This is a genomic window from Natronorubrum amylolyticum, assembly GCF_052040145.1.
GTDB lineage: Archaea > Halobacteriota > Halobacteria > Halobacteriales > Natrialbaceae > Natronorubrum.
Genome location: NZ_JBPPFW010000001.1, coordinates 381,463 through 405,055 on the forward strand (window position 1 = coordinate 381,463; position 23,593 = coordinate 405,055).

26 protein-coding genes are annotated in these 23,593 nt (G+C 65.1%); 16 read left to right on the top strand and 10 right to left on the bottom strand.

Annotation, left to right across the window (positions count from 1 at the left end; all coding sequences use genetic code 11):
- The first annotated feature begins 13 nt into the window (after nucleotides 1–13).
- From ACSFDB_RS01930 to ACSFDB_RS01945, 4 genes are all read left to right on the top strand, one after another.
- The gene (locus ACSFDB_RS01930; RefSeq protein WP_440769358.1) at nucleotides 14–1,207 is read left to right on the top strand and encodes an exonuclease; all 1,194 of its coding nucleotides are present in this window, start codon (nucleotides 14–16) and stop codon (nucleotides 1,205–1,207) included.
- The gene (locus ACSFDB_RS01935; protein ID WP_440769359.1) at nucleotides 1,204–1,503 is read left to right on the top strand and encodes a KEOPS complex subunit Pcc1; all 300 of its coding nucleotides are present in this window, start codon (nucleotides 1,204–1,206) and stop codon (nucleotides 1,501–1,503) included. Before ACSFDB_RS01930 ends, ACSFDB_RS01935 begins: the two co-directional genes overlap by 4 nt.
- Complete coding sequence (locus tag ACSFDB_RS01940; protein ID WP_440769360.1) at nucleotides 1,500–2,138, top strand: 30S ribosomal protein S3ae; 639 nt, start codon at nucleotides 1,500–1,502, stop codon at nucleotides 2,136–2,138. Before ACSFDB_RS01935 ends, ACSFDB_RS01940 begins: the two co-directional genes overlap by 4 nt.
- A gap of 212 nt (nucleotides 2,139–2,350) precedes the next feature.
- Nucleotides 2,351–3,583, top strand: a complete 1,233-nt coding sequence (locus tag ACSFDB_RS01945; protein ID WP_440769361.1) for an iron-containing alcohol dehydrogenase family protein — start codon at nucleotides 2,351–2,353, stop codon at nucleotides 3,581–3,583.
- A gap of 65 nt (nucleotides 3,584–3,648) precedes the next feature.
- Here ACSFDB_RS01945 and ACSFDB_RS01950 read toward each other — a convergent pair whose 3' ends face one another.
- The 5 genes from ACSFDB_RS01950 to ACSFDB_RS01970 all read right to left on the bottom strand — a co-directional run bounded on the left by ACSFDB_RS01950 (nucleotide 3,649) and on the right by ACSFDB_RS01970 (nucleotide 6,878).
- Nucleotides 3,649–4,116, bottom strand: coding sequence for a hypothetical protein (locus tag ACSFDB_RS01950; protein ID WP_440769362.1), 468 nt, complete (start codon nucleotides 4,114–4,116; stop codon nucleotides 3,649–3,651).
- Between the two features lie 79 nt (nucleotides 4,117–4,195).
- Nucleotides 4,196–4,936, bottom strand: a complete 741-nt coding sequence (gene queC / locus ACSFDB_RS01955; protein ID WP_440769363.1) for a 7-cyano-7-deazaguanine synthase QueC — start codon at nucleotides 4,934–4,936, stop codon at nucleotides 4,196–4,198.
- A 6-nt stretch (nucleotides 4,937–4,942) separates the two neighbouring features.
- Nucleotides 4,943–5,752, bottom strand: a complete 810-nt coding sequence (locus ACSFDB_RS01960) for a 7-carboxy-7-deazaguanine synthase QueE (RefSeq protein WP_440769364.1) — start codon at nucleotides 5,750–5,752, stop codon at nucleotides 4,943–4,945.
- Nucleotide 5,753: 1 nt separating this feature from the next.
- A complete protein-coding gene (locus ACSFDB_RS01965; RefSeq protein WP_440769365.1) occupies nucleotides 5,754–6,242 on the bottom strand; it encodes a 6-pyruvoyl trahydropterin synthase family protein in 489 nt (162 codons plus the stop codon).
- 279 nt (nucleotides 6,243–6,521) lie between these two features.
- Entirely contained in the window at nucleotides 6,522–6,878 is a 357-nt protein-coding gene (locus ACSFDB_RS01970; protein WP_090304066.1) for a winged helix-turn-helix domain-containing protein, read from the bottom strand.
- A 191-nt stretch (nucleotides 6,879–7,069) separates the two neighbouring features.
- On the opposite strand from ACSFDB_RS01970, the gene ACSFDB_RS01975 reads away from it, so the two are divergent.
- Complete coding sequence (locus ACSFDB_RS01975) at nucleotides 7,070–7,756, top strand: competence/damage-inducible protein A (RefSeq protein WP_440769366.1); 687 nt, start codon at nucleotides 7,070–7,072, stop codon at nucleotides 7,754–7,756.
- 39 nt (nucleotides 7,757–7,795) lie between these two features.
- Here the strand turns inward: ACSFDB_RS01975 and ACSFDB_RS01980 are convergent, their stop codons facing one another.
- Nucleotides 7,796–7,921, bottom strand: coding sequence for a hypothetical protein (locus ACSFDB_RS01980; protein ID WP_006091941.1), 126 nt, complete (start codon nucleotides 7,919–7,921; stop codon nucleotides 7,796–7,798).
- 156 nt (nucleotides 7,922–8,077) lie between these two features.
- Here ACSFDB_RS01980 and ACSFDB_RS01985 point away from each other — a divergent pair, with 156 nt between their 5' ends.
- The 5 genes from ACSFDB_RS01985 (at nucleotide 8,078) to ACSFDB_RS02005 (ending at nucleotide 13,837) form a co-directional block, all read left to right on the top strand.
- Nucleotides 8,078–9,247 carry an ATP-NAD kinase family protein gene (locus ACSFDB_RS01985; RefSeq protein ID WP_440769367.1) on the top strand — a complete coding sequence of 390 codons (1,170 nt, stop codon included), beginning with the start codon at nucleotides 8,078–8,080 and terminating at the stop codon, nucleotides 9,245–9,247.
- Nucleotides 9,248–9,351: 104 nt separating this feature from the next.
- The gene (locus tag ACSFDB_RS01990; RefSeq protein WP_440765545.1) at nucleotides 9,352–10,383 is read left to right on the top strand and encodes a PhoU domain-containing protein; all 1,032 of its coding nucleotides are present in this window, start codon (nucleotides 9,352–9,354) and stop codon (nucleotides 10,381–10,383) included.
- A gap of 158 nt (nucleotides 10,384–10,541) precedes the next feature.
- On the top strand, nucleotides 10,542–11,831 hold the full coding sequence (locus ACSFDB_RS01995; RefSeq protein ID WP_440769368.1) for an MFS transporter: 1,290 nt from the start codon (nucleotides 10,542–10,544) through the stop codon (nucleotides 11,829–11,831).
- Between the two features lie 229 nt (nucleotides 11,832–12,060).
- Nucleotides 12,061–13,215, top strand: coding sequence for an epoxide hydrolase family protein (locus ACSFDB_RS02000; protein WP_440769369.1), 1,155 nt, complete (start codon nucleotides 12,061–12,063; stop codon nucleotides 13,213–13,215).
- A gap of 118 nt (nucleotides 13,216–13,333) precedes the next feature.
- A complete protein-coding gene (locus tag ACSFDB_RS02005; protein ID WP_440769370.1) occupies nucleotides 13,334–13,837 on the top strand; it encodes a DUF5797 family protein in 504 nt (167 codons plus the stop codon).
- 57 nt (nucleotides 13,838–13,894) lie between these two features.
- Here the strand turns inward: ACSFDB_RS02005 and ACSFDB_RS02010 are convergent, their stop codons facing one another.
- Nucleotides 13,895–14,941, bottom strand: coding sequence for a DUF5787 family protein (locus tag ACSFDB_RS02010; protein WP_440769371.1), 1,047 nt, complete (start codon nucleotides 14,939–14,941; stop codon nucleotides 13,895–13,897).
- A 182-nt stretch (nucleotides 14,942–15,123) separates the two neighbouring features.
- Here ACSFDB_RS02010 and ACSFDB_RS02015 point away from each other — a divergent pair, with 182 nt between their 5' ends.
- On the top strand, nucleotides 15,124–15,435 hold the full coding sequence (locus ACSFDB_RS02015; RefSeq protein ID WP_440769372.1) for an RDD family protein: 312 nt from the start codon (nucleotides 15,124–15,126) through the stop codon (nucleotides 15,433–15,435).
- Nucleotides 15,436–15,747: 312 nt separating this feature from the next.
- Here ACSFDB_RS02015 and ACSFDB_RS02020 read toward each other — a convergent pair whose 3' ends face one another.
- Nucleotides 15,748–16,185, bottom strand: coding sequence for a bis(5'-nucleosyl)-tetraphosphatase (locus tag ACSFDB_RS02020; protein WP_440769373.1), 438 nt, complete (start codon nucleotides 16,183–16,185; stop codon nucleotides 15,748–15,750).
- A gap of 111 nt (nucleotides 16,186–16,296) precedes the next feature.
- Here ACSFDB_RS02020 and ACSFDB_RS02025 point away from each other — a divergent pair, with 111 nt between their 5' ends.
- The 4 genes from ACSFDB_RS02025 (at nucleotide 16,297) to ACSFDB_RS02040 (ending at nucleotide 20,126) form a co-directional block, all read left to right on the top strand.
- Nucleotides 16,297–16,632 (top strand): 30S ribosomal protein S10, encoded by a 336-nt coding sequence (locus tag ACSFDB_RS02025; RefSeq protein ID WP_440769374.1) that lies wholly within the window; start codon nucleotides 16,297–16,299, stop codon nucleotides 16,630–16,632.
- A 173-nt stretch (nucleotides 16,633–16,805) separates the two neighbouring features.
- Nucleotides 16,806–17,336, top strand: a complete 531-nt coding sequence (locus ACSFDB_RS02030; protein WP_440769375.1) for a DUF302 domain-containing protein — start codon at nucleotides 16,806–16,808, stop codon at nucleotides 17,334–17,336.
- A 74-nt stretch (nucleotides 17,337–17,410) separates the two neighbouring features.
- Nucleotides 17,411–18,685, top strand: coding sequence for an amidohydrolase (locus tag ACSFDB_RS02035; protein ID WP_440769376.1), 1,275 nt, complete (start codon nucleotides 17,411–17,413; stop codon nucleotides 18,683–18,685).
- Between the two features lie 193 nt (nucleotides 18,686–18,878).
- Nucleotides 18,879–20,126 (top strand): M48 family metallopeptidase, encoded by a 1,248-nt coding sequence (locus tag ACSFDB_RS02040; RefSeq protein WP_440769377.1) that lies wholly within the window; start codon nucleotides 18,879–18,881, stop codon nucleotides 20,124–20,126.
- On the opposite strand, the gene ACSFDB_RS02045 is transcribed toward ACSFDB_RS02040, so the two are convergent.
- Together ACSFDB_RS02045 and ACSFDB_RS02050 are read right to left on the bottom strand one after the other, a co-directional pair.
- Nucleotides 20,120–21,010 (bottom strand): DUF4397 domain-containing protein, encoded by an 891-nt coding sequence (locus ACSFDB_RS02045; RefSeq protein ID WP_440769378.1) that lies wholly within the window; start codon nucleotides 21,008–21,010, stop codon nucleotides 20,120–20,122. The two genes, ACSFDB_RS02040 and ACSFDB_RS02045, sit on opposite strands and share 7 nt — an antisense overlap.
- A gap of 618 nt (nucleotides 21,011–21,628) precedes the next feature.
- The gene (locus tag ACSFDB_RS02050; RefSeq protein ID WP_440769379.1) at nucleotides 21,629–23,035 is read right to left on the bottom strand and encodes a geranylgeranyl reductase family protein; all 1,407 of its coding nucleotides are present in this window, start codon (nucleotides 23,033–23,035) and stop codon (nucleotides 21,629–21,631) included.
- 213 nt (nucleotides 23,036–23,248) lie between these two features.
- On the opposite strand from ACSFDB_RS02050, the gene ACSFDB_RS02055 reads away from it, so the two are divergent.
- Complete coding sequence (locus ACSFDB_RS02055) at nucleotides 23,249–23,590, top strand: 2Fe-2S iron-sulfur cluster-binding protein (protein WP_440769380.1); 342 nt, start codon at nucleotides 23,249–23,251, stop codon at nucleotides 23,588–23,590.
- Nucleotides 23,591–23,593 lie beyond the last annotated feature (3 nt).

The window sequence follows — 23,593 nt, forward strand, 5'->3', positions numbered from 1 at the left end:
CCTCGCCTCACTAATGTCCACAGAGGGTCGTTCCGCCGAGCCGTCGTCCGCCCCCACCGCGAGCGTCCTCGAGAGTGCGGGCTTCGTCCACATCGTGGCACGAGCAGACGGCGACGCGCTCGCGGCGAGCGGCCTCCTCGCGAGGGCGCTCCGCGAACGCGACACGCCGTATCAGGTTAGCGTTGGACGGACCGTCGCGGACCGGACGGCACGCGTTCGGGATCGAGAGCCGGCGGCCGACGACGCCACGATTGGCGTCGGGGCCGTCGACGCGGATATCACGAGCCTCGAGACGGCCGATCGACCGGCCACGCTCGCGGCGCTCGACCTCGTCCGCGACCTCGACGCGACGCCGGATCCCGTCCTCGCACTCGCCGGCCTCGTCGCCGCCGACGTGGAGCCGGGTGCCGGCGAGAGCGAGTGGGTCCTCGAGACCGCCCGCGAACGCGGGCTCGTCGACCGTCGTCCCGGACTCGCGGTTCCGACCGCGGATCCGGTGGACGGACTCACCCACTCGACGCGGCTACACGCGCCGTGGTCGGGCGACACCGACGCGACGCGCGACGCACTCGCGGGACTCGATATCGACCTCGAGGCCCCCGAGACGTACGACGGCGACGACCATCGGGCGATCGGCTCGGCCGTCGCACTCGACGTGATCGGCGACGACAACGCGGCCCCAGTTGCCGCGGAGACGATCCAGCGCGCGCTCCGGCCGTACGCGACGCCCGACCACGGGTTCGCGACGGTCGGCGGCTACGCGGACGTCCTCGAGGCGACGGCGCGAACGGAGCCGGGAACGGGCGCGGCGCTCGCGATGGGCCACGACGCCCACGAGCCGGCGCTCGCGGCCTGGCGAGCCTACGGCCGCCGAGCCCACGCGGCACTCGAGAGCGCGTCGACCGGCCGCTACGACGGGCTGTTCGTCCTCGGAATCGACGATGGGCCAGTCGACGCGGTCGCTCGAATGGCCGTCGCGTTTCGATCGCCGGAGCCGTCGGTTCTCGCCGTCGGAAACGGCGAGGCCGCGGTCGCGACCCGGGGCGACGAGCGCCTCGGTGCGACCGTCGAGGCCGTCGCCCGCGAGTTCGAAGACGTCGGGATTCCCGACGTCGCCTACGACGGCGGCCGACGGCGCGGCTATCTCCGATACGACGCCGACGTGGACGAGTCGACGATCATCGCGACAGTGAGGGAGGTACTGTGAGCCGACGCGCGACTATTCGAACGACCCACGACGACCCGGAACTCGTCGCTCGGGCGCTGCGCCCGGACAACACCGACGAGATGGAGACCGAAGTCGAAAACGGCGCCGTCGTCACGCGAATCGAACGCGAGACGACCGGCGGACTCCACTCGAACGTCGACGACTACGTGGTCAATCTCGAGGTCGCAATCGACGTCGCTCGGACGGGACAGACCGGAGCCGAACAGCGCGACCGACCACAGGACACGGGGACCGTGTCCGACGCAGACAGCAACACCACACACGATACATCATGAGTGAACGATCAGTTTCACGAGCGAAACAGGAGAAGCGGTGGTACACCATCCTGGCACCGGAGCAGTTCGACCGCCAGGAACTCGGCGAGACCCCCGCTGACGAACCGGAGAAAGTATACGACCGAACAATCGTCACGACGCTCGGCGAGTTGACGAACAACGCCAGCGAGAACAACACGAAGCTGACCTTCAAGGTCACCGACGTCGGCAGCGACTCGGCGTACACGGAGTTCGTCGAGCACTCGCTGACGCGGGATTACCTGCGCTCGCTGGTTCGCCGCGGCGCCTCGAAGGTCGAGGCCTACGTCACCGTCCTCACGACGGACGACTACCGCGTCCAGATCCAGCCCGTCGCCTTCACGACCAAGAAGGCCGACGCGAGCCAGGAGAAGGCCATCCGCGAACAGATGGTCCAGATGATCGAAGAAGCCGCCGCCGAGCGCGACTTCGAGGAACTCGTCGACAGCGTCGTCGAGGGTCGCCTCTCCTCGGCGATCTACGGCGAGGCCAAGACGATCTACCCGCTGCGCCGCGTCGAGATCCAGAAGACGACCCTCGAGGCCCGCCCCGAGGAAGTCGCCGAAGAGGAAGCGACTGCAGTCGACGTCGACGAAGAAGACGTCGCAGCAGAGTAATCGGAAGTCGACGATCGCACGCCGATCGAGATTCGACAGCACACGTTTTTTGCGAAGCGACCGACGCGTTCTCGAGCCGCCGCGCTCGGTCGCTCCGCTGCAGGGAGCGGTGATCGGCTCGTCGATCGGGGCTATCAGTGTCCGCTCGAGCGAGTTCTCCGTCGATCGCCGCAGTTCTCGCTTTTAACACCGATCCGCCCGTACCGTCGCCTATGACACCGACTCACTCGAGCGACGATCGGCGGGACTCGACCGTCCGATTCGAGTACGATCCGGCGACGATTCGGTTCGGTTCCGGTTGCGTCGCGGAACTCGAGACCGAACTCGAAATACTGGGACTCGAGCGTGCCCTGCTCGTCTGTGGCTCGACCGTCGGGAGCGCGCCCGACGTGATCGACCCCGTCACGGAGGGTCTCGGCGACCGGCTCGCCCACATCTTCGACGAGACGACGCCGAAAAAGCGTCTGCAGACGGCCCTCGAGGGTCGTGATCGACTCGAAGATCACGACGCCGACGTCCTCGTGAGCCTCGGCGGCGGAAGCAGTCTCGACGTCGCGAAAGCCATCAGCGTCCTCGCGGCGACCGACCTCGGTCCGGCGGCCGCCGGTCGGGAGCTCGCCGAAACCGGTACGCTTCCGATCCCGGACGACGGGCTAATTCCGATCGTCGCAATTCCCACGACGCTTGCCGGGGCCGACCTCTCGATGGCCGGGGGGCTCACCGCCTCGCCCGACTCGGGACCGGTCGACGAGGAGATCAGCGGCGGGCTCTCGGCGCCGGGGCTGATGCCCGCCGCGGCGGTCTACGATCCGGAACTGGTCGCGACCACGCCCGACTCGATCCTCGCGGGCTCGGCGATGAACGGGTTCGACAAGGGGATCGAGGCCATCTACGCGGCCGACGCGACGCCGGTAACCGACGCGACGGCCAGACACGGCCTCGAGAAACTCGAGGACGGCCTCCGGGCGTTCGGCGACGGTGACCGCGATATCGATACGTTCGAGACGATTCTCGAGGGAATCGTGCTGGTCCAGTACGGCATCTCGCGGTCCAGTGGGTCGGTACTCTCGATCGTCCACGCCTTCGGTCACGGTCTGACTCACACCTACGACGTCCAGCAGGGGGCCGCCCACGCAGTCGTCGTCCCGTACGTCCTCGAGTACCTCTTCGAGCAGGAGGGAGTCGACACGCGAGAGGGGATGCTCGCGAACGCGCTGGGCGTCGACAACGCAGCGGATCACGGCGCTGCGGTCGTCGAAGCGGTCACCGAGATTCGAGACGGACTCGACCTCCCCTCGAAGCTACGTGACGTCGACGGGCCCGGGCCCGACGAGTTCACCGCGGTCGCCGAGTACGTGCTTGCCGACCGGCTTATGGCGAACGTACCGCCGGGACTGGATCCCTCCGTCGAGGATATCGAGGGGATTCTCGAAGAGGCGTGGTAGGCGTACGGAGGGCGCGTGGAGGGCGGTGGGAGGCGCTTGGCGGGAGTTTACCGGTGGTTCGCCGATCACCGATTCGACGGCGTCGATTCCACTGCCTGCGGCGGGCTGGCGCCTCGGCGTGGTGGCTGGAGTCCCTCCTCAATCGGGGAGAGCAGCCACGCGAAGTAGATCGCGAGGATCGCGCCGATCGCCGCCAGAACGAACAACACCGTCGGAGCGGCGAGGTCGACGACCTCGAGGAGCGAGAGCCCGAGACCACCGCTGAGAAGCGATCCCAGCACGAAGTTTCGGAGCCCTTCAGGGACGAGAGCGCAGAGCCGCCGGCGCCAGTACACCGCGTAGCAAAAGCCACAGACGGCCCCGAGGAGCACGGCGCCGGGGCTCTCGAAAGGGTTCGGGAGCCCCGTCTCGAGCGAGACGACGAAGCAGAATATCGGGAGCGCGATCACGAGAGCGACGAGTTCCCCGCGGCGACCGTCTGGGGTCGTCCACCCGTCGTCGTCGCGGAACCACTCGAGAAAGGAGACGGCCATTGCTATCGGATTGAACGTGTTGATCAATAATTATGTCGGTGGGGGTCGACTGCGACCTGTGGCTCAACGGCTCGGTCTACTACTCGCCGGCCTCCTCGAGGTACGACGGCCGCTCGGCGTACGCGATCGGATCCCGAACGCCGACGTTCTGAAACGCCTGTAGGCGGAACGCACACGAGTCACAGGTCCCACAGGCGGGTTCGTTCTCGCGGTAACAGCTCCAGGTGTGTTCGTAGGGGACCTCGAGAGTCACCCCTCGCTCGGCGATATCCGTCTTCGAATCCTCGACGAACGGGGCCTCGATCGATATCTCGGTGTCGGGTTTCGTCCCGACGTCGACGACCTGTTCGAAGGCCTCGAAGAACTCGGGCCGGCAGTCCGGATAGCCCGCGAAGTCCTCGCTGTGGGCGCCGATGAAGACGGCCTCGCAGTCGTTGGCCTCGGCGTAGGAGACGGCCATCGAGAGCAGGTTCGCGTTTCGGAAGGGGACGTACGACGAGGGGATCTCGTCGCTGTCCATATCCGCGTCTTCGACGGCCATCTCGTCGTCGGTGAGACTCGAGGCACCGATCTCGGCGAGGTGGCCGGTCTCGATCCGCAGGAAGTCGGCAGCGTCGAGTTCGTCGGCAAGTCGGCGAGCGCACTCGAGTTCGCGATCCTCCGTCCGCTGGCCGTATGAGGTATGGAGCGCGTATATCTCGTAGCCGCGGTCGCGGGCCTCGTAGGCGGCGGTGGCGCTGTCCATCCCGCCGGAGAGGAGGACGACGGCGCGTTTCGAGGTCGATTCGTCGGTCGCGGTAGCGTCGGTGGTGTCAGTCATTGCGAATTACGTCTCGGGGGCGTCGTTCCAGAGGTCGACGTGGAGTCGCGGCGTGTACCGGAAGCCATGGTCCATCGCCAACTGGGCGACTCGAGTGCGGGTCTCCTCGAGTCGCTCTCGCGTCGCGCCTTCGGGCATCAGGAGGACATCGTTGTCGCGAATCGGGACGGCCGCCGCGTCTCGCAGGGCCGCGAGCAACTCGAGAATCTCGGGCAGATCGTCGTCGTCGGTGACGACGAACTTGAGCTGAACGTCGTACGTCTCGACGAGGTCGGTGAGCGCCTCGAGATCGATCCGATCGTTCTCGTGGCGCTCCGCCCACTCTCCTTTCCCTTTTGGATCGCGTTCGGGCGTCGGCGTACTGCTCTCGAGTTTCGGGCTGATCGAGGCGAGATCGATCGGCGCGTCCCGGTAGATCGTCCCGTTGGTCTCGACGGTGGTGTGATAGCCGCGCTCGTCGAGCGCCTCGAGCAGGTCGACACAGCCCTCGTGGATCATGGGCTCGCCGCCCGTGAGGACGACGTGTTCGGCCCGTTCGTACGACTCGATCTCCTCGATGATCGCCTCGAGATCCAGCCAGGCGTGGGTCGGCTCCCAGGAGGTGTGGTAGGAGTCACAGAACCAACAACGGAGGTTACAGCCGCTCGTGCGGACGAACACCGACGGAACGCCGGCGAGCGTTCCCTCGCCTTGCAGGGAGTAGAACAGTTCGTTGATCGGGAGTCCGTCCGTCGGCTCGCGGTCGCCCGCGTCGCCGTCGGTGTCGGTGTCGCCGGTCGACGGTTCCTCCCGATCGACCGAGTTCGAGACCGGCATCTCAGAACCGGCTCCCGCCGCAGAGTTCGCTCGTTTCGTTGACCTGAACGCCGATTTCGGTGACGTTCTCGGGCAGCGCGGCCTCGAGTTTGCGCTCCAGAATGACGCTCATCACCTCCGCCGTTGGCGGATGCTCGAGGACGATCACCCCGTCGTCGTCGCCGGCTGCCTCGAAGGCGTCGACGAGGGGGTCGCCCGCCTCGAGGAGGAACATGTGATCCCACTCGTCGATGACGTCGGTAATATCACCTTTGTCGGCGACCCACCCCTCTTCGGTCAGTTCGCCGGCGACGGTGACGGCGACCTCGTAGTTGTGACCGTGGGGTCGCGAGCACTTCCCGTCGTGGTGGAGAATCCGGTGCCCGGTGCTGATTCTGATCGGTCGGTCCCGGCCGACGTGGAGAACGCGCTCGGTCCCGGTGATCGCATCCTCGCCGCCGTCGGCACCGAACTCGTCCCGTCGATCGGACGTCGTTGCTCGTCCAGTCATACCCGAGTATTCTCACAGGAACACTTAACTGTGGTCCACTCGGTGCGCTGTCACACGAACTCGGACGGACGGGGCCGCAGGTACACGAACGCGCACGGAAGGCTCGAGCGACGTACCGCACTCGCTAGCGAGCGGAATCGGAACACCTCAAAAAGTACCGAGATCCCCGTGAGACCGCGATCGGAAACGGCGAGCGGGGCGCAGCCGACTGTTCTCGACTCCGCCCCACCACCTTCCACCGCGTACTGCACCGACTGCGACCGTTCGCGAGCGACGCGTTCAGTCCTTGAGCTGGTCCTGAAGCCTGTTTTTGGCTTCAGTTCGTCGTTTCCGAGAGAACTGCGGGCGCTCGTCGGAGAAGTCGACTTCGATTTCGTCGAGCGTCCGCCGATAGATGTTCGTCCGCCGACCTTCTTCGGACAGCTGTCGGCCCTCGCAGGTCAACAGCCCCGCGTCGACGAGTTCTTCGATCCGACGGTAACACGTTGCGATCGGGATCTCGATATCGTTACTCAGTGCCTGTGCTGATTTCGGTGTGCCTGCAGCACAGAGAATCTCTGCGCTGTATTTGTTCCCGAGCGCTGAAAGGACCGTGGTCGAGTCCGCCTCGGGTCGTTCCCTCCGACTATGAGACATCGTTCACTGTGTAATGAATTATCAAGATTTAATCTTGTGGTTGCTTCGGGACCGGCTTTATAAGTTTGAGCGGCGATCGGCGAATAAGGTAGAAGACTGACACGATGGCGTCGAGCGCCAGCGCAGCGGCGACCGCGGGGCCGAACCGACGCCTCGATACTCGTTTCACTCCGCGGCCCGAACGAGGCGTCATGAACGTCGCGGTCGTCACCGTCGGAGACGAACTGCTCGCCGGACGGACGATAAACACCAACGCCACCTGGCTCTGTGACCGGCTCAGCGACCGCGGCGTTTCGGTCGAACGCGTCACCACGATCCCCGACCGAATCGGCGACATCGCCCGCGTCGTCAACGAGTACCGGGCCGAGTACGACGCCGTAATTGTCACCGGCGGCCTCGGACCGACGCACGACGACGTCACCGTGACGGGCGTCGCCGCTGCCGTCGGCCGCTCGCTCGAGGAACACGAGGGTGCGCTCGCCTGGCTCGAGGACGACGGCTACTCGCGTGCCGACCTGACCGAAGGAACGGCCGACCTGCCGAAGGGCGCACGCGCGCTGCACAACGAGGCGGGGGTCGCACCCGGGGCCGTCCTCGAGGGTATCTACGTGCTCCCGGGCGTCCCCTCGGAGATGAAGGCGATGTTCGAGTCGATCGAGTCCGAGTTTTCGGGGACCACGACGTACCGCGAGGAGGTCGTCGCCGACGAACCGGAGAGCGCACTCCTCGATCGAATTGCCGAAGTCCGAGAACGGTTCGACGTGACGGTCGGCAGCTATCCGGGTGGGACGGTTCGACTCTCCCTCACGGGGACCGACGAAGCGACGGTCGCGGCGGCCGCGGCATGGCTCCGCGAGCGCGTCGAGAGCCCGAACTAAGCGGCCGAGAGCGTCGGCCGGCGCCCTCAGCAGTACGGATTAGCGGTACAGGTAGGCGAGCCAGCCAATCGTCACGAGCAGACTCAGTGCCAGGACCCCCCAGCCGGCGATCTCCATCGGCAGTTCCGTCTCCGCCTCGAGCACGGCGAACGCGAGTTGGTTCATGTTCGGCGGTGTGTTCCCATCCCTCTTAATCTTTCAGAATCCCGATGGGGCAGTTCTCAACGTCGCTCCGCCGGAGAGACCCCGGCGTTCGTCGCTCGCTCTCGTCTGCGCCGAAAACACCACACGGCTTTTGCAACGGCTCCCCCTACCTCCGGTATGGAGTCTCTCGGTGTCGTCGTGAACCCGATCGCGGGGATGGGTGGTCGGGTCGGATTGAAGGGAACCGACGGCAAACTCGAGGAGGCGCGACGCCGCGGGGCCGAGCCGCGTGCGCCCGAACGGGCGCGAGAAGCACTGCAAGCGCTTCACCGGCGCGCGCCGGAGCTACCCGTCTACACGGCCGCGGACGTGATGGGCGAGCGCGCGGTTCGAGACGCCGGCTACGATCCCGTGGTCGTCTACGATCCGGCACCTGTGGCGGAGTCGAAGACGGCAGCGGAGCCGGCGACTGCGGAAGATTCGGGAACGAATCCGGCGACTGCAGAAGAGTCGAGGACGCCTCCGGAAACTGCCGAGACGACCGCGGCGGATACGCGAGCGGCGGTCGAGGCCGTTCTCGAGCACGGCGTCGATCTCGTCCTCTTCGTCGGGGGCGATGGGACGGCCGTCGACGTCGCTCGAGTTATCGAAGAAGCGAGCGATGACCCGACACCAATGCTGGGCGTTCCCGCCGGCGTCAAGATCTACTCCTCAGTGTTCGCGGTAACGCCCGCCGACGCCGGACGGATCGCCGCGGAGTTCGATCGCGTCGCCGACCGTGAAGTCAACGACATCGACGAGGAGGCCTACCGCGAGGGTGAGGTCCGGTCCGAACTACGGGCCGTCGTCCCGGTTCCCGTCGCGCCCGACGTCCAGTCGAGCAAGCAGGTCTCGAGCGGGAACGTCGACTCGCTGGCCGCGGGATTCGCCCGCGAAATCGACGCGGATCGGACGTACGTCTTCGCCCCCGGCGGCACCGTCGGGGCCATCGAACGAGAGTTGGAGATCGACCCCTCCCCGCTCGGCGTCGACGTCTGGCGCGACGGCGAACTGCTCGCCCGCGACGCCTCCGAGAGCGAGATTCTTGAGGTGCTCGAGGGACCGGTGACGATCGTCGTCTCACCGATCGGCGGACAGGGGTTTCTCTTCGGCCGCGGCAACCACCAGCTCTCGCCGGCAGTCATCCGGCGCGCTGACGAAATCGAGGTCGTCGCCTCGGGGACGAAACTGGACGGAATCGACGCACTGCGCGTCGATACCGACGACCGCGAACTCGACGACGAGCTTCGCGGCTGGATGCAGGTCCGAACGGGACGGTTTACGACCCGTCTCGTGAAGCTTGTTTAAGGTATCGATAGGGGCAGCCCTCACAACCAACCATATTACTATCCGATTCAGATATAAGGATGGTATAGTCAAGATTAAGGTGTCGTCGTTCCATAGATGTCCATATGGAAACGCGGAAAGTGCAGCGACTGGGTCCGTCGACGCTTGCCATGACCCTCCCCGCAGAATGGGCGTCCGAACACGATGTCGAGAAAGGCGACGAAGTCTCCCTGCGAACCAGCGGGAAAGGGACGCTCACCGTCATGCCCGAGTCGGCGAGCTCCGAGGAGACGGAGGCGATCATCCACGCCGACGATCTCGACGCCGACGCTGTCGAGCGCGCGATTGTCGCGCAGTACGTGCTCGGCCGGCGCGTCATCCGGATCGACACCGAAGACGGCGCGCTCGAGTCCGACCACATCAACGCCGTCTACCAGGCCGAAACCCAGCTGATGGGACTCGGCGTCATCGAGGAGACTCCCGAGAGCATCTCGATTCGCTGCTCGGTCGATCCCGAGGACTTCACGCTCGACAACCTCTTAGAGCGCCTCGAGCGAACCGGACAGACGATGCGCGGCGAGGGAATCAAAGCCCTGGCCCACGGCAACCCCGATCTCGCCCAGCGCGCCCTGAACCGGGAGCGACAGGCGAACAAGATCTTCGTCCTCCTGCTTCGATTGATCTTTACGGCCTACCAGAACCCGAACCTCGCGCGCGCGGTCGGTCTCAACACCGGGTTCCCGCTGATCGGCTACCGGTCGATCGCGAAGAACCTCGAGCTAACCGCCGACAACGGCGAGGACATCGCCGATATCGTCATCGAGACGGAGGGCCACAGCTTAAACGTCGATAGCTCGGTCATGCGCGACATCCGCGAACTGAACGAGTCGGTCGACGAGATCACGTCGCTCGCCGTCGAGGCGGCCGTCGAGCGCGACTACGACAAGTCCAACCAAGTTCGCACGCTCTTTCACGAGATCTCCGATCAGGAAAAGGAGATCCTCGCTGAACTCCCCGAGATGGACAACGAGGATCTGCTTCGTATCCGAGAGGTGCTCGTCAGCCTCCAGCAGACCGCCCAGTACGCGATGCGAAACGCCGAGATCGCGGCGAACCTCGCGCTGAACGAGGAGTCCGAACACACGACGATCAACTGACGACGCCGCGCGGGACGACCCGGTTGAGTCAGTCGTGCCCGCCAGTTTTGCGTTCCGCTACTCGAGGCGACGAGACATTACCGGCGAGTGCCGACGAACTGGCCCGCGGGTATTTCGGTTCGAAAGGATAATCGGACCGGCTATCGCAGCTATAGCCAATGCGGGACCTCGCTCGTCGGATCGTCGCGCAGTTCGCGGTCGACCGGCGAGTGCTCGCGCTGGCGTTCGCCCGGATGGCGGACGGCGTCGGCAACTCGTTTCTGATCATCGTCATCCCGCTGTACGTGGCGAGCGACATCGTCGGCGGGGCCACGTTCGGCCTCGAGGAGGCGATGGTCATCGGAATCATCCTCTCCCTGTTCGGGTTCCTGAACAGTAGCTTCCAGCCGTTTACCGGTCGCCTCTCCGACCGAGTGGGCCGTCGAAAGCCGTTCATCCTGATCGGGCTCGGCGGACTCGCCGTGACGAACCTCTCGTACATCTTCGCGGAATCGTACCTCTCGCTGCTAGTGATCCGCGGCTTACAGGGCGTCAGCGTCTCCTTCATCGTCCCGGCGTCGATCGCGCTCGTCAACGAACTCGCGACGACGCAGGATCGGGGCGGCAACATGGGCGTCTACAACACGTTTCGACTGATCGGGTTCGGTGCCGGTCCCATCGCCGCCGGGGCGGTCGTCAACCTCGGACCGTACACGATACCGACGGGCCTGGAAGTCACCGGTTTCGACGCGGTCTTCTACATCGCGACGGTGACGGCGCTAATCAGTTACTTGCTCGTCACCGTCCTCATCTCCGATCCCGACGCGACGAAGGCGAACGCGGGCGCGGACCTCTCGATCGCGATTCGCGACCCGTCCGGTAAACACCTGCTCGATCCGATCTTCACCCTCGGCGTCGCCTCGCTGTTCATGGCGGCCGCAATCGCCCTGTTCGCGACGATTCAACCGCAGGTCAACGCTCGCCTCGAGCAGGGATCGACCTGGTTCGGACTCCAGTTTGCGGCGTTCATCCTCGCGCAGGTCCTGTTGCAGACGCCGATCGGTCGAGCCAGCGACTACTACGGACGGCGGCCGTTCATCCTCGGCGGGATGATCCTCCTGATCCCGACGACGCTCGTCCAGGGCTTTATTTTCTCGTCCGAACTCATGTTCGCGGCCCGACTCGCACAGGGCATCGCGGGCGCGATGGTGTTCGCGCCATCGCTCGCGCTGGCGGGCGACCTCGCAGGCGAAGGGGAATCCGGCTCGAAGCTCTCGATTCTGACGATGGCGTTCGGCTACGGGATCGCCATCGGTCCGCTCTCCTCGGGCGCACTCGTTGGCTACGACTTCTACGTGCCGTTCGTCTTCGGCACCGTCCTCGCCGTCTTCGGCACGATTCTCGTCTACACGCAGATCGAGGAGACCCTCGAGAGCACGCGGCCGGTCCCGGTCGTCGGGAGCGATTGATCTGTCGGACGAAAGTCGATACGAAGTCGGTCGCGAATTCGCGGCCGTTGAGCAACCCCGTGGTTGCGATGCCCAGCAGAACGCATCCGTTCTGCGGACGTCGCCGTCGGAGACGGCCGCAGTAGAGCGACCGATCTTCACGTAGTTCTGCCCGACAGTATGACCGACCGAAAAGCGAGCGACGACCGGAGCCCGTACCCCTTTGACACACGATACCGTACCAGCTCGTATGACGACAGCCGACGAGTCGATCGAGCCCTTCGAACTGGCAGTCGATCGGGATGCAATCGACGACCTTCGAACCCGACTCGAGCGAGCGCGCTGGCCCGACCAACTGCCGGACGCGGGCTGGGCGTACGGAACCGAACGCGAGACGCTGCGGTCGCTCTGTGCGTACTGGCGCGAGGCGTTCGACTGGTCGGCCTTCGAGGAGCGCTGCAACGCGTTCGATCAGTACACGACCGTGGTCGACGGCCAGCGGATCCACTGCTATCACGTCCGATCGCCCGAGCCGTCGGCGACCCCGCTCCTGTTGAGCCACGGCTGGCCCGGCTCAGTCGCGGAGTTCTTCGACGTCCTCGGCCCGCTGACAGACCCGGCCGGCCACGGCGGCGACCCCGACGACGCGTTCCACGTCGTTGCGCCCTCACTGCCAGGCTTTGGCTTCTCCGGGCCGACCACCGAACCGGGCTGGGACGTCCCGCGGATGGCTGACGCTTTCGCGACGCTGATGGACCGACTCGGCTACGATCGGTTCGTCGCCCAGGGCGGCGACTGGGGCGCACTGATCACGGCGATTTTGGGAGCGAACTACCCCGATCGCGTCGACGCGATCCACACGAATATGCTCTTCCTGACGCCGTCAACGCTCGAGCAGCCGATGGACCTGCTGGACGAGCGGGGACGGGCCGACTACGAGGAGACGAAGGAGTTCCGAGAGACCGGGACCGGCTACCACGAGATTCAGGCGACGAAACCCCAGACGCTCGCCTACGGGCTCACCGACTCGCCGGTCGGGCTCGCAGGCTGGCTCACGGAGAAGTTTCGCGCCTGGAGCGACTGCGACGGCGACCTCGAGTCCTCGTTCGACCGCGACCGACTGCTCGACAACCTGAGCGTCTACTGGTTGACGGGGACGATCGGCTCCTCGATGCGCGTCTATTACGAGACCGACGTCGCGTCCGCGACGCCCGACTCGGTCGACGTGCCGACGGGCCACGCGCGATACCCCGCGGAGATCCACAAGACGCCACGCGTCTGGGCCGAAGCGGTCTACGACGTCGCCTACTGGTCCGAGATGCCCGAAGGCGGACACTTCGCGGCGATGGAAGTTCCGGAGCTGTTCGTCGAGGACGTGCGGACGTTCGTCCGCGAGGTCGACTGATAGCGACGATACCGGCGTGTGAAGCCGCGTCGAGGGGGTTCGGGCCACCGATCGCTCCGTTTGCGTGGGTGGCGTCGGGACGCAACGCAAAAGTAGCGGATGCGCATACGCTTCGACGATGACGCTCTCGGAGGAGGCCACAGAACGACTGGCGGACGTGGTGGAGCTACAGCCGACGAAGAACTCGGAGCTACAGGAGCGATGGGATATGGAAAGCGGCAGCGAGGTCCACCAGTACCTCGAGAACGAACTGGGCGACTACTACTTCCGGGACGACAACAGCCTGATCCGCGCGACGGCGGAGGCCAACGATCTCGTCGACGTCGAACCCGGAATCGAGAGCGATCCCGAAGATGAGGGGGTTCCGTCCCGAATCCGCGTGCCGGAACTCCACGCCCAGATCGTCGCGGTGCTGGCCGGTCCCGACGACGAATCCGAGAGCGTAGTCTCGGTCCTGCACAGCCTCCGCGACGAGTTCGACGTCGACCCCGACTCCGAAGACGTTCGCTCGGGGCTACAGAGTCTACGGCGCAAAGGTGTCGTCGAAGTCGAGTACCGCACCGTCCCCACGTTCCGGCTGGCCGTCGAGCGCGACGAACTCGAGGTCAGCGTCGCCGACTGAGTGACGCGAGACGCCGGCTTCCGACTGGGGAGGGCAACAGCGGCGTTTTCGGCGAAGCTACAGCCCGGGTCGCCGACGGCGGCGGCGATCCTCGAGCAGTTGCTGACAGCGTTTTCCCGGCCCGCCCTCGATCGGCCACCCCTGGGTTCGCCAGACCGGCGGTTCCGGTTCGAACGCGGGACAGTTTCCGGAACACTCGGCGGCCGTCTGGCAGCGGCCCTTGTCGGCGCAGTGCGGGCGCAGTTGGCTGTCGTCCGCCGCGCGCAACTCGAAGTGCCGACAGTCGGGACGCATGGTGTCGACGAACGAGCGCCAGCCGCGCTCGTAGGCTCGTTCGGCGATTGCGAGGCGTTTGTCGGCCTTTACCGCAGGATCGACGTACTCGAACCTCGCCGCCGAGCCGTCTCGCGTCCCGCCGTCGGGACGCTCGAGAATCCGCGTCCCCGGCTCGTCGACCGCGAGCGACCGCGGATACCACTCGATCTCGGCCGCGAGCGTTTCGGGCTCGAGCGTCAAAATACCCGCTTCGACCGGGAGCCGCTCGAACAGCGCGGGTTCGACGGCGTCACCCGTCTCGCGCGTGGCGACCCAGACCTCGTCGGCCAGCCCCATCGCGACGTCGTACTCGAGCTGTGAACCCAGCGCGCGCGCTGCGCTCGCGTCGAGGTCGGGTTTGTTCTCGATGGCGACGATTCGCTCGAGCCAGTCGGGGTAGGGCCACTTCCGACGGATCTCGATGCGGTTGCCGTTCTTTCTGGTCTCGAGGATGTCCCGGTCGTCGGCCTCGTGTATCGCCTCGCGGACGTATCGCCACGGGTAGCCGGGATGGGGCAGACAGTCGCGGTAGTAGGTCCACTCCGCGGGGGCGTTACGGACGACGTGGAGGAGGTTGCCGTCGAGTCGTTCTCGGCCGAAGTTCGCGCGCTCGCGGAGGGCTTCGAGGTTGCACTCGAGGACGATGGTGTCCCAGCGGCGGCGTTTCGTCCCGAGTTGCCGAGCGACGACGATTGCGCGGTCGTCGCTCGCGGAGTCGGGCGGCCAGACGCGTTCGGCCCACCGACAGGTCCGTAACTCGAAGCCGAACTCGGCAGTGTGACGAGCCACACCTGCCGTTCGGAGCGGAGAACGAAAAGCGCTACTCGATCCGCTCGCGGTGTCGATCGCGGTCGCTCACAGTCCGGATTTGGGTGAGCTCTGACGGAGAGACACACCTCGGGAACCCTCTTCCTCGGACGACAGTATTTAAATAAAAACTCTTATGAAATTTGACTGTAATCGGGAAGCGTATGGAAAAACATCCCGCACCGCAACTCGGCACGAACGGCGACGTGATCGGTCAGCGAATCCTCGCTTTCCTGCTCGACGGGCTCATTATGGCGCTGCTCTGGGCCGTCATTATCGGGCTCGGTGCCATCCTCGGTGACATAGCCTTTCTGCTCCTGTCGCTGATCGGCTTCGTCGGCGTTTTGGTTTACGCGTTCCTCCTCGAGGGACTCTACGGCTACACACCTGGCAAGTACATGCTCGGCTTGGTCGTCGTCAAATCCGACGGCTCCGACTGTACGATCGGGTCGTCGATCCTGCGCAACCTGCTCTAGCTGATCGACAGCCTGCCGACGCTCAATCTGGTCGCGATCGTACTGATACTGCTCACCGACGAGAACCAGCGCGTTGGAGACTTCGTGGCGGATACAGTCGTCGTCAAGCAGCAGTAATCGACTGCGATCGGCGAGCCAGCTACCGATGCTCCTCGCGACAGAACGCGTGCCGCGTCGAGTGCTCTTTCGAAACTGAGATCACCAAAACCGAGACTCGCAAATCAGTCGGCGCATGACCGATACTCGAACGGATCGACGAGCACAGGGCTCAGACCGGACGGCCGACTGACCCGACCGCGAGGATCGTGGCCCCTACTCTTCGTCTTCTTCCTCCCACTCGTCGAGGAACACGTGCGCGTCCTCTAAGATCTCCCGCGGCCCGTCCTGCGTGACGGTGTTGACCGCCTGCTCGTAGTCGCGCCACTGGAGGTCGCGGTGTTCGTTCGAAAGTTCCGCGCTCGCCTCGAAGGACTTCGCGATAAAGAGGTGAACGGTCTTGTGGATCGTCGTGCCGTTCGCCTCGAAGACGTAGTTGTAGTCCTGCCGGAAGCCGTCGAGTAGCCGGAACTGGTCGATACCTGCCTCTTCCTTTATTTCGCGGATCGCCGTCTGTTGTAGCTCTTCATCTCCTTCGACACCGCCCTTGGGGAACTCCCAATCGCCTGGGCGGCTCTTGAGTAGAAGATACTCGCGCCGGCCCCGCGTATCGCGGAAGAGGATCGCGCCTGCGCTCGTAGCTTCGACTGCCATTAAGTTGGCTAACAGGTGCGACGTTAAGAGAATATCGGACTGTTCGTCCGCCGTAACGGAATCTCAGCAGGTTTTTACGCGCCGACCGTTCACGTTTGTACGATACCCCACATGACCTTCGTCACCCGTCTCACGCTCCAGAGCGGCGATCGAGCCGCGCTCGACGGCATCGTCGAGGACATCAAAACCTCCGCCGAACGCAAGGGGGCCGCGCTGAAGGGACCCCACTCCCATCCGCCGGAGAAATTCTCGGTTCCCCAGCGGTGTCGGCTTCACGGCGACGACGACCGCCGGTTCGACTCGTGGAACTACACCGTCTTCACCCGCGAACTCGAGATCCACGGCCACGACAGTCTCGCGCGCAACATCGCCTCGCAGAACTTCCCCGATTCGGTCCACATCGAGGCCGAAGTCGAACAGATCCACGGCGCGGGCCGTGGAAACTGAGTCGTCCTCCTCGCAGTCGCCGCCGGTGATCGGATACGAGTGACCGAACCGTTGGCGACACCGTGCTCGAGTCGGATACCCAGTCCTTTCACTGACCGTTCCAGCGCCAAATATTCCGTTAGCCGACCAGATCTCCGCATAACTACGGATACGATCTGCGTGTTGGCGAATTAATGACACGAAATCAAAACGGAACCGCACGGCGACGATTCGTCCAACTACTCGGTGCGGGCGCCGTCATCGGTGCTGGCTCGGCAGCAGTCGCAGCCGATGACGACGCTACTGAAGCGGATTCGAACACGCAGACCGACGATTCTGGGCTCGTAACTCTCGAGAGCGACGCCGACTTCGAGACGACGCTGGCGCGCGTCGAACCCGCACTCGAGGCCCGCGACCTGATGCTCGTTACGACCGTCGATCACGCCGAAAACGCCGCCTCCGTCGACGAGGAGTTACCACCGACGACGCTGTTTCTCTTCGGGAACCCCGAAGTCGGCACGCCGCTCATGCGGGCGAGCCGATCGGTCGCGATCGATCTCCCACAGAAGCTGCTCGTGTGGGAGGTCGACGGTGCGGTCTTCGTAACGTACAACGATCCGCAGTATCTGGCCCGTCACCACGGTCTCGAGGGAGTCGACGAACAACTCGCAGGCATCGCGGACGCGCTCGAAGACCTCGCGATCGCCGTTGCTCACGGCGAGTAAGAGAGTCGAGTCGGTCGAACGGTCGTCCCGAGACGAGCTAAAGCACTTTTTACTGTTCCCGACGAGTGTAGGGTATGAGCACTGACGACCTCGTTTCCCTTCGCCGAGACCTGCATCGCAAACCCGAACCCGCCTGGTGTGAATTTTATACCACCGCACGAATCATCGCGGAACTCGAGTCGCGCGTCGACCTCGACGAACTCCACGTCGGACCCGACGCGATCGCGGGCGACCACCGGATGGCCGTCCCCGACGAGGCCGAACTGGCCGTCTGGCTCGAGCGCGCCCGCGAGGCCGGCGCCGACGAGGCCGTCCTCGAGCGACTCGAAGGGGGCCACACCGGCGCCGTCGCCGTCCTCGAGCGCGGCGAGGGGCCGACCGTTGGCCTCCGCGTCGACATCGACGCCCTCCCTCGACGGGAGAGCGACGACCCGGACCACGCACCCGCCGCGGAGGGCTTCCGGTCCGAACACGAGGGGGCGATGCACGCCTGCGGCCACGACGCCCACGCGACGATCGGCATCGGCGTGCTCGAGCGAATCGCGGAAAGCGATTTTCAGGGCACGCTGAAGGTGTTCTTCCAGCCCGCCGAGGAGGTCGTCGGCGGCGGAAAGTCGATGGCCGAAAGCGAACACATCCGGGACGTCGATTCGCTGCTCGCGATCCACATCGGACTCGACCACCCGACCGGCGAGATCGTCGCGGGCATCGACGGCTTCCTCGCGGTCAAACACCTCGAGATCGAGTTTTCGGGCGAGTCGGCCCACGCGGGCGGCCACCCAGAACAGGGTCGCAATGCGGTGCAGGCGATGGCGACGGCCGTCCAGAACCTCTACGGCATCCCGCGGCACAACGACGGTAAGACCCGAATCAACGCGGGCGTCGTCGACGGCGGCAGCGCCGCTAACATCATTCCGGACGAGGCGCGCATCCTCGCCGAGGTCCGAGGCGAGACGACCGAACTCATGAACTACATGGACCGGAAGGCCCGTCACATCGTCCGGAACGCCGCGAACATGCACGGCTGCGAGGTCGCGTTCTCGACGGGTGCCGAAGCGCCGAGCGCGACGAGCGACCAGGAACTCGTCGATATCGTCGCCGACGTGGCGGGCCGAACCGAGGGGGTTTCGAGCGTCCTCGAGCGCGACGAACTCGGCGGCAGCGAGGACGCGACGTTCCTGATGCAGGCAGTGCAAGACAACGGCGGGACGGCCTGCTACGTCGGCATCGGGACCGACCATCCCGGCGGCCACCACAGCGCGACGTTCGACGTCGACGAGGCGAGCCTCGCCCACGGGATCGACGTCGTAAGCGGCGCGATCGAGCAAATCAGCCGCGAACAGGCCTGATTGACGCTTCCGGTTATTTCGCATCGAGACCGCACTCCGACGACGTGGAACGCCGAATTTGCCGGGTCACGTGACAGCGAAGCAAATATGTATACTTCGTCAGAACGTATTCGGTAGCTAACGTATCGGTCGGAATCGAACCGACGCGTCTCGGCGCGTCGACTCGAACTCCACGGCGTCGGTCGAACAGTCCATGCGAGGAACCTCTCAACGCCGCGTCCGCGTCGGACTCTGGGCCCGAATGGTCGCCGCGAGTGCGTTCTTGCTCGTCGCGTTACTGGTACTGCTGGTCGCAGAGTTCCTGTTCGTGTTGCTTCTCGGCGGGGTAGTGTATTGGTTCGCCCTCGGAACGGTTCTTCCTGTCCTCGCGTCCGTACCGACGATCGCCGCCGTCGTCGGCGTCGGCTGCTATCTCGTGGTGGCCTTCGCGGGCTACCAATCGGTTCGGGTCGCGCGCACGGATGGCCTCGAGTACGATCCTCAGGTGATCGCCTCGGAGATGGGAGCAGCGCTCGAGTCCGTTCGGCGACGGATGAACTGGCAGGAGACCGTCGCTATCGTCGCCAGCGTACTGGCGCTCGTCGCCGCGAGTCGCTGGCTCGTCGAGCTGGTGGGTGCCGAACTGTTCTTCGTGCCCGTTCCGGTCGTCGTAGCACTGATCGTCGTCGGTTCCCATTTCGTCCACACCGTACGCGCCGAACTGTCGGGCGACGTCGCCGTTCTGCGAACGCTCGACGACTCGGTGCATCTCTTGACCGACCTCGAGCGCGATCCCGAACTCGAGGCCATCCGCCGGCGCGTCGATCGACTGGCCCGGCAAGCGGACGTTCCGACACCGACGGTTAAAATAGCCGTGACGCGAACGCCGACGGCGCTCACGGTCGGCTACCACCCCGCGGAGTCGACGATCGTCCTCTCGCGGGGGCTGGTCAAAGAGCTCGACGAGCGGGAACTCGAGGCCGTGTTAGCCCACGAACTCGCGCATATCGCGAACCGCGATGCGGCCATCATGTCGGTGATGACGATTCCGGCGGCGAAAGCCGAGGCGTTCCTCGAGCGCTACGACGGAGCCGGCTACCTCGGACTGCTCGCGCTCCTGTTGCAAGCGCTCTCCCGGTGGTGTGTCATCGCCGTCGCTCGCTATCGTGAGTACGTCGCCGACGACGGCGCGGTCGCCATTACGGGCGAGCCAGCAGCCCTCGCGAGCGCTCTCGAAACGCTCGATCGATCGGTCGCGCGGCGGCCGACGACCGACCTGCGACGCCATCGAACGGCGGCCGCGTTCTCGATCGTGCCGCCGCCGTGGGAGGAACACCGATTTTTCGACCGCTCGAGGCGATTCGTGGCTCGGCGACTGCTCGGAACGCATCCCCCAACAAAAAAGCGGATCGAACGGCTGCGATTCGAGACGCCTGATTCGGCGACCACCGGCGGTCAGTAGCCGTCGTCTTCGTCGTCGTGGTCGTCGCCGTCGTGATCGTCGTCCATCTCGTGGTCGTCATCTTCGTAGTCGTCGTCTATGTCGTCGTGGTGTTCATAATCGACGACGACCTCGAGGTCGAAGGGTTCGTCAGCGGGGGCCGCATCGGGCTCGAGGTAGCCGACCGCGAACGCGGAGTAGACGGTCCCGGCTTCGGGTTCGACGTCGAACGTCGCGACGACGTCGCCGTCGTTGTCCTCGGTCGCGGGGCGGACCTCGAGCGTGTACGCGTCGGGGGCGACTTCGACGGCCGCGGCGTCGCCGAACGCGGCGTCCTCGACCAGCACCGTCTCGCCGTCGCCCACCGTGACGTCGACGGCAGGGGCGTCGGGCGAGGCGTGGACGAGTCGGACCCGCGCGTCCTCGCCGGGATCGCTCAGGTCGTCCTCGAGGACGACCGGCTCGAAGGGCTGGTTCTCCTCGGCCAGTTCGCCGAGGGCGGCGATCGTGTAGTCTCCGTCACCGACCTCGACTTCGTCATCGAAGACGACGGTGTCGGCGTCTCCCGCGGCCGTAATCATCACGTCGTAGGTCTCGGGCGGGAGCTCGAGGTAGTCGCTGACCGCGCGGTAGGGCACGTCCTCGAGGACGGCGTCGCCGTCGACCCAGACGTCGACGTTCGGCGCGTCGGGCGAGAGGTGGGCGACGCGGACCCCGGCGTCGTGGTCGTCCATCTCGTCTGCGTGTTCGTCGTCGCTGTGTTCGTCATCGTCGTGTCCGTCGTCGGCGTGGTCGCCCGCGTCGTCGTCCGCCGCGTCGTCGCCGCCTAAGCAACCCGCAACTGCGATAACCCCGGTCGTGCCGATCAGTGACAGTGCACGTCGGCGTGTGTGGTTTTCTACCATCAGCACGATATAACCTGCCGACAGGAATAGCGAGATATCCTAACTAAGTAGGTTTTTGGCCAAATCGGATTTAAGTCATGAGCTGATTGAGATCGTCGAGAACCTACGACACCGGCCAGACAAATGCACAGTTGTTCGAAGTTTACAGGCCGGGAGCGGACTCCGAGCACTGCGAGGAGTCCGTGACCCTACGGAAGAGCACGCTCTTCCGAGCGGCGAGGGACCAGAGGTCCCTCGAGCAGTCGGCGCTTCGCGCCGACGACCTCGCGGACGCAAGCGTCCGCTCAGCGGGGGAGGGCAGGCGGTTCACCGGCAGTTACCGCGAGTGAGGCCGTGCGCGGCGCGCAGCGCCGCGAACAGTCGAACGGCGAAGCCGTAAGACCGGCCGAGCGAGTGGGCCGACGACTGCTGTGAGCGACTACCAGGAGCGAGCGGAAGGAGGAGTGTCCTCGTGAGTGAAACGAACGAGGGCTCGGAAGTCGCAGCCCACGGAGCGAACGAAGTGAGCGAGTCGGAACGTCTTCCGGTGCTTTTCATCGAAGCTAAGCGGGATCGAAGATTCGCTCAGTCACGAAAGGCGCGCAGCGCCTTTCGAACGACAGCGTAAAAGTTCGTTCTTTAGTATTTTGGCTCCGCCCCGGTCGTCTCGTAAACGTTCTCCATCAGTTCGTCGCGGCGGTCCTGCCAGCCGGCGAGTCCCTCCGGACTGGTCGGGTACTGCTCGTAGTGGGCCAGCAGGTCGTCGGCACAGCGTTTGGTCTGGTAGAGGTTCCAGATGGTGCCCCAGTGGCCGCGGCTCTTGATCAGGCTCTCGAGTTTGAGCTTCAGCCCGATATCCGTACTCCCCGAGTAGAGTGCCTCGGCGAGTTTGTCGCCGGGCATCGCGGCGAGCAGCCCCATCAGATCGTCGACGTCGATAGCCGTCGAGAGGATGTTGTAGACGTCGAGCGCGGCGTAGCGCGCGCCGAAGTGCTCCATGACGCGCTCGTTGTACTCCCAGAAGGTCGCCTCGCTGAAGTCGCCGGTCTCGAGCGCCTCGATCGCCTGGTCGGCGGCGTACTTGCCGCCGTAGGCCGCGCCGGCGATACCGCCGCCGGTGGTAGGGTTGACGTGACCCGCGGCGTCGCCGACGGCCATGTAGCCGGGGTGGACGGCCGAGTCGTAGGGCCGGCGGGTGGGGAGGGCGGCACCGAGTTTGTCCTCGACTTTCGCGCCCTCGAACTCCGCGCGATTCTCGAGGTCCTTCTTGAGGTCCGCGACGAGTTTCATGGGTTCCTCGGTCATCTGGAAGCCAAGGCCGGCATTGATCTCGGTGTCCGTGCGCGGGAAGTACCAGAGGTAGCCCGCGGCGCGCTCGGTCGGCTTGAACACGAGAGCGTCGTCCCATTCGACTGGCTCCTCGACGCGGACGATCTCGCGGTAGGCCGAGCAGAAGTGCGAGTAGTTGACGTTGGTATCGAAGGTGGAGTCGGAAAAGTCGACGTTGTCCTGTAACACCGACAGCGAACCGGCCGCGTCGATGACGATATCGGCTTCGTACGTCACTGGGTCGCCCTTTCGGATCGTGTCGACGCCCGTGACGCGGCCGTCGTCGGCCTGCCTGACGTTTTTTACGACGGTGTCGTACCGGAACTCGACTCCGGTGTCCTCGGCGCCCTCGATGATGCGCCGGCCGTACTCCCAGCGGTCGATAACCGCCAGTTCGCCGGGGACGGGGATCTCGAGGACGGTGTCCTCCTGGGGAATCTCGAAGCGTCCGTGGTCGACGCCGGTGTTCGTGAACGCGGGCTCGAGTTTCGACTTCGGGATCGCCTCGGGGAACGCGTCCGCACCCTTCAGTGCGTCCCCGCAGGCGATGTGGCCCGCCTCTGTCTCCGTCTTTCGCTCGAGAACGACGACGTCGTAGCCCTCGCGTGCGACGGTCGCTGCGGCGTAACATCCTGCAGTCCCGGCACCGACGACGACCACGTCCGGCGAGCGGGGCTCGGACGTGGCGGTGGCGGCGGACTGCTCCTGCGTGCTCATACCAACAGTGTCCACACCACGGGAAGAAAACGTTTTATGTGTTATTTGTCGACTCGTCGAGGTCGACGGCACTCGTGTCGGTCGATCTGGCGCCGAATCGTGGACTCGAGACGGAGACGGACGCCGAACGGCCACTGACGAGCGATTTTCGTTGTGCCAGAGACGACAGATAGTGAATAAAGAGTTTTAGTGGGGTCTTTCGTAGCAGCCTGTATGACAGAGTACACGATCGAGTTCGTCGGAACCGGCGAGACGATCACCTGCACGGACAAGCAGACGATTCTCAGTCGCTGTCTCGAGGAGGGTATCGCTCAGGAGTACTCCTGCCGCGTGGGGATGTGTCTGGCCTGTTCGGCCGAGATTCTCGAGGGCGAGGTTACCCAGCCCGCAGCCCGAGGCCTGACCGAGGAGGAAGCCGAGGACTACGCTCTCACCTGCATGGCGCGCCCGCAGTCGGATCTGAAACTCGACCGGGGCAAGTACCCGCCGAGCATCGAGGGCGACCTCGAGAGCGAGGCCGGCGAAACGGGCGGCGCTGCGGCCGCAGACGACTGACGG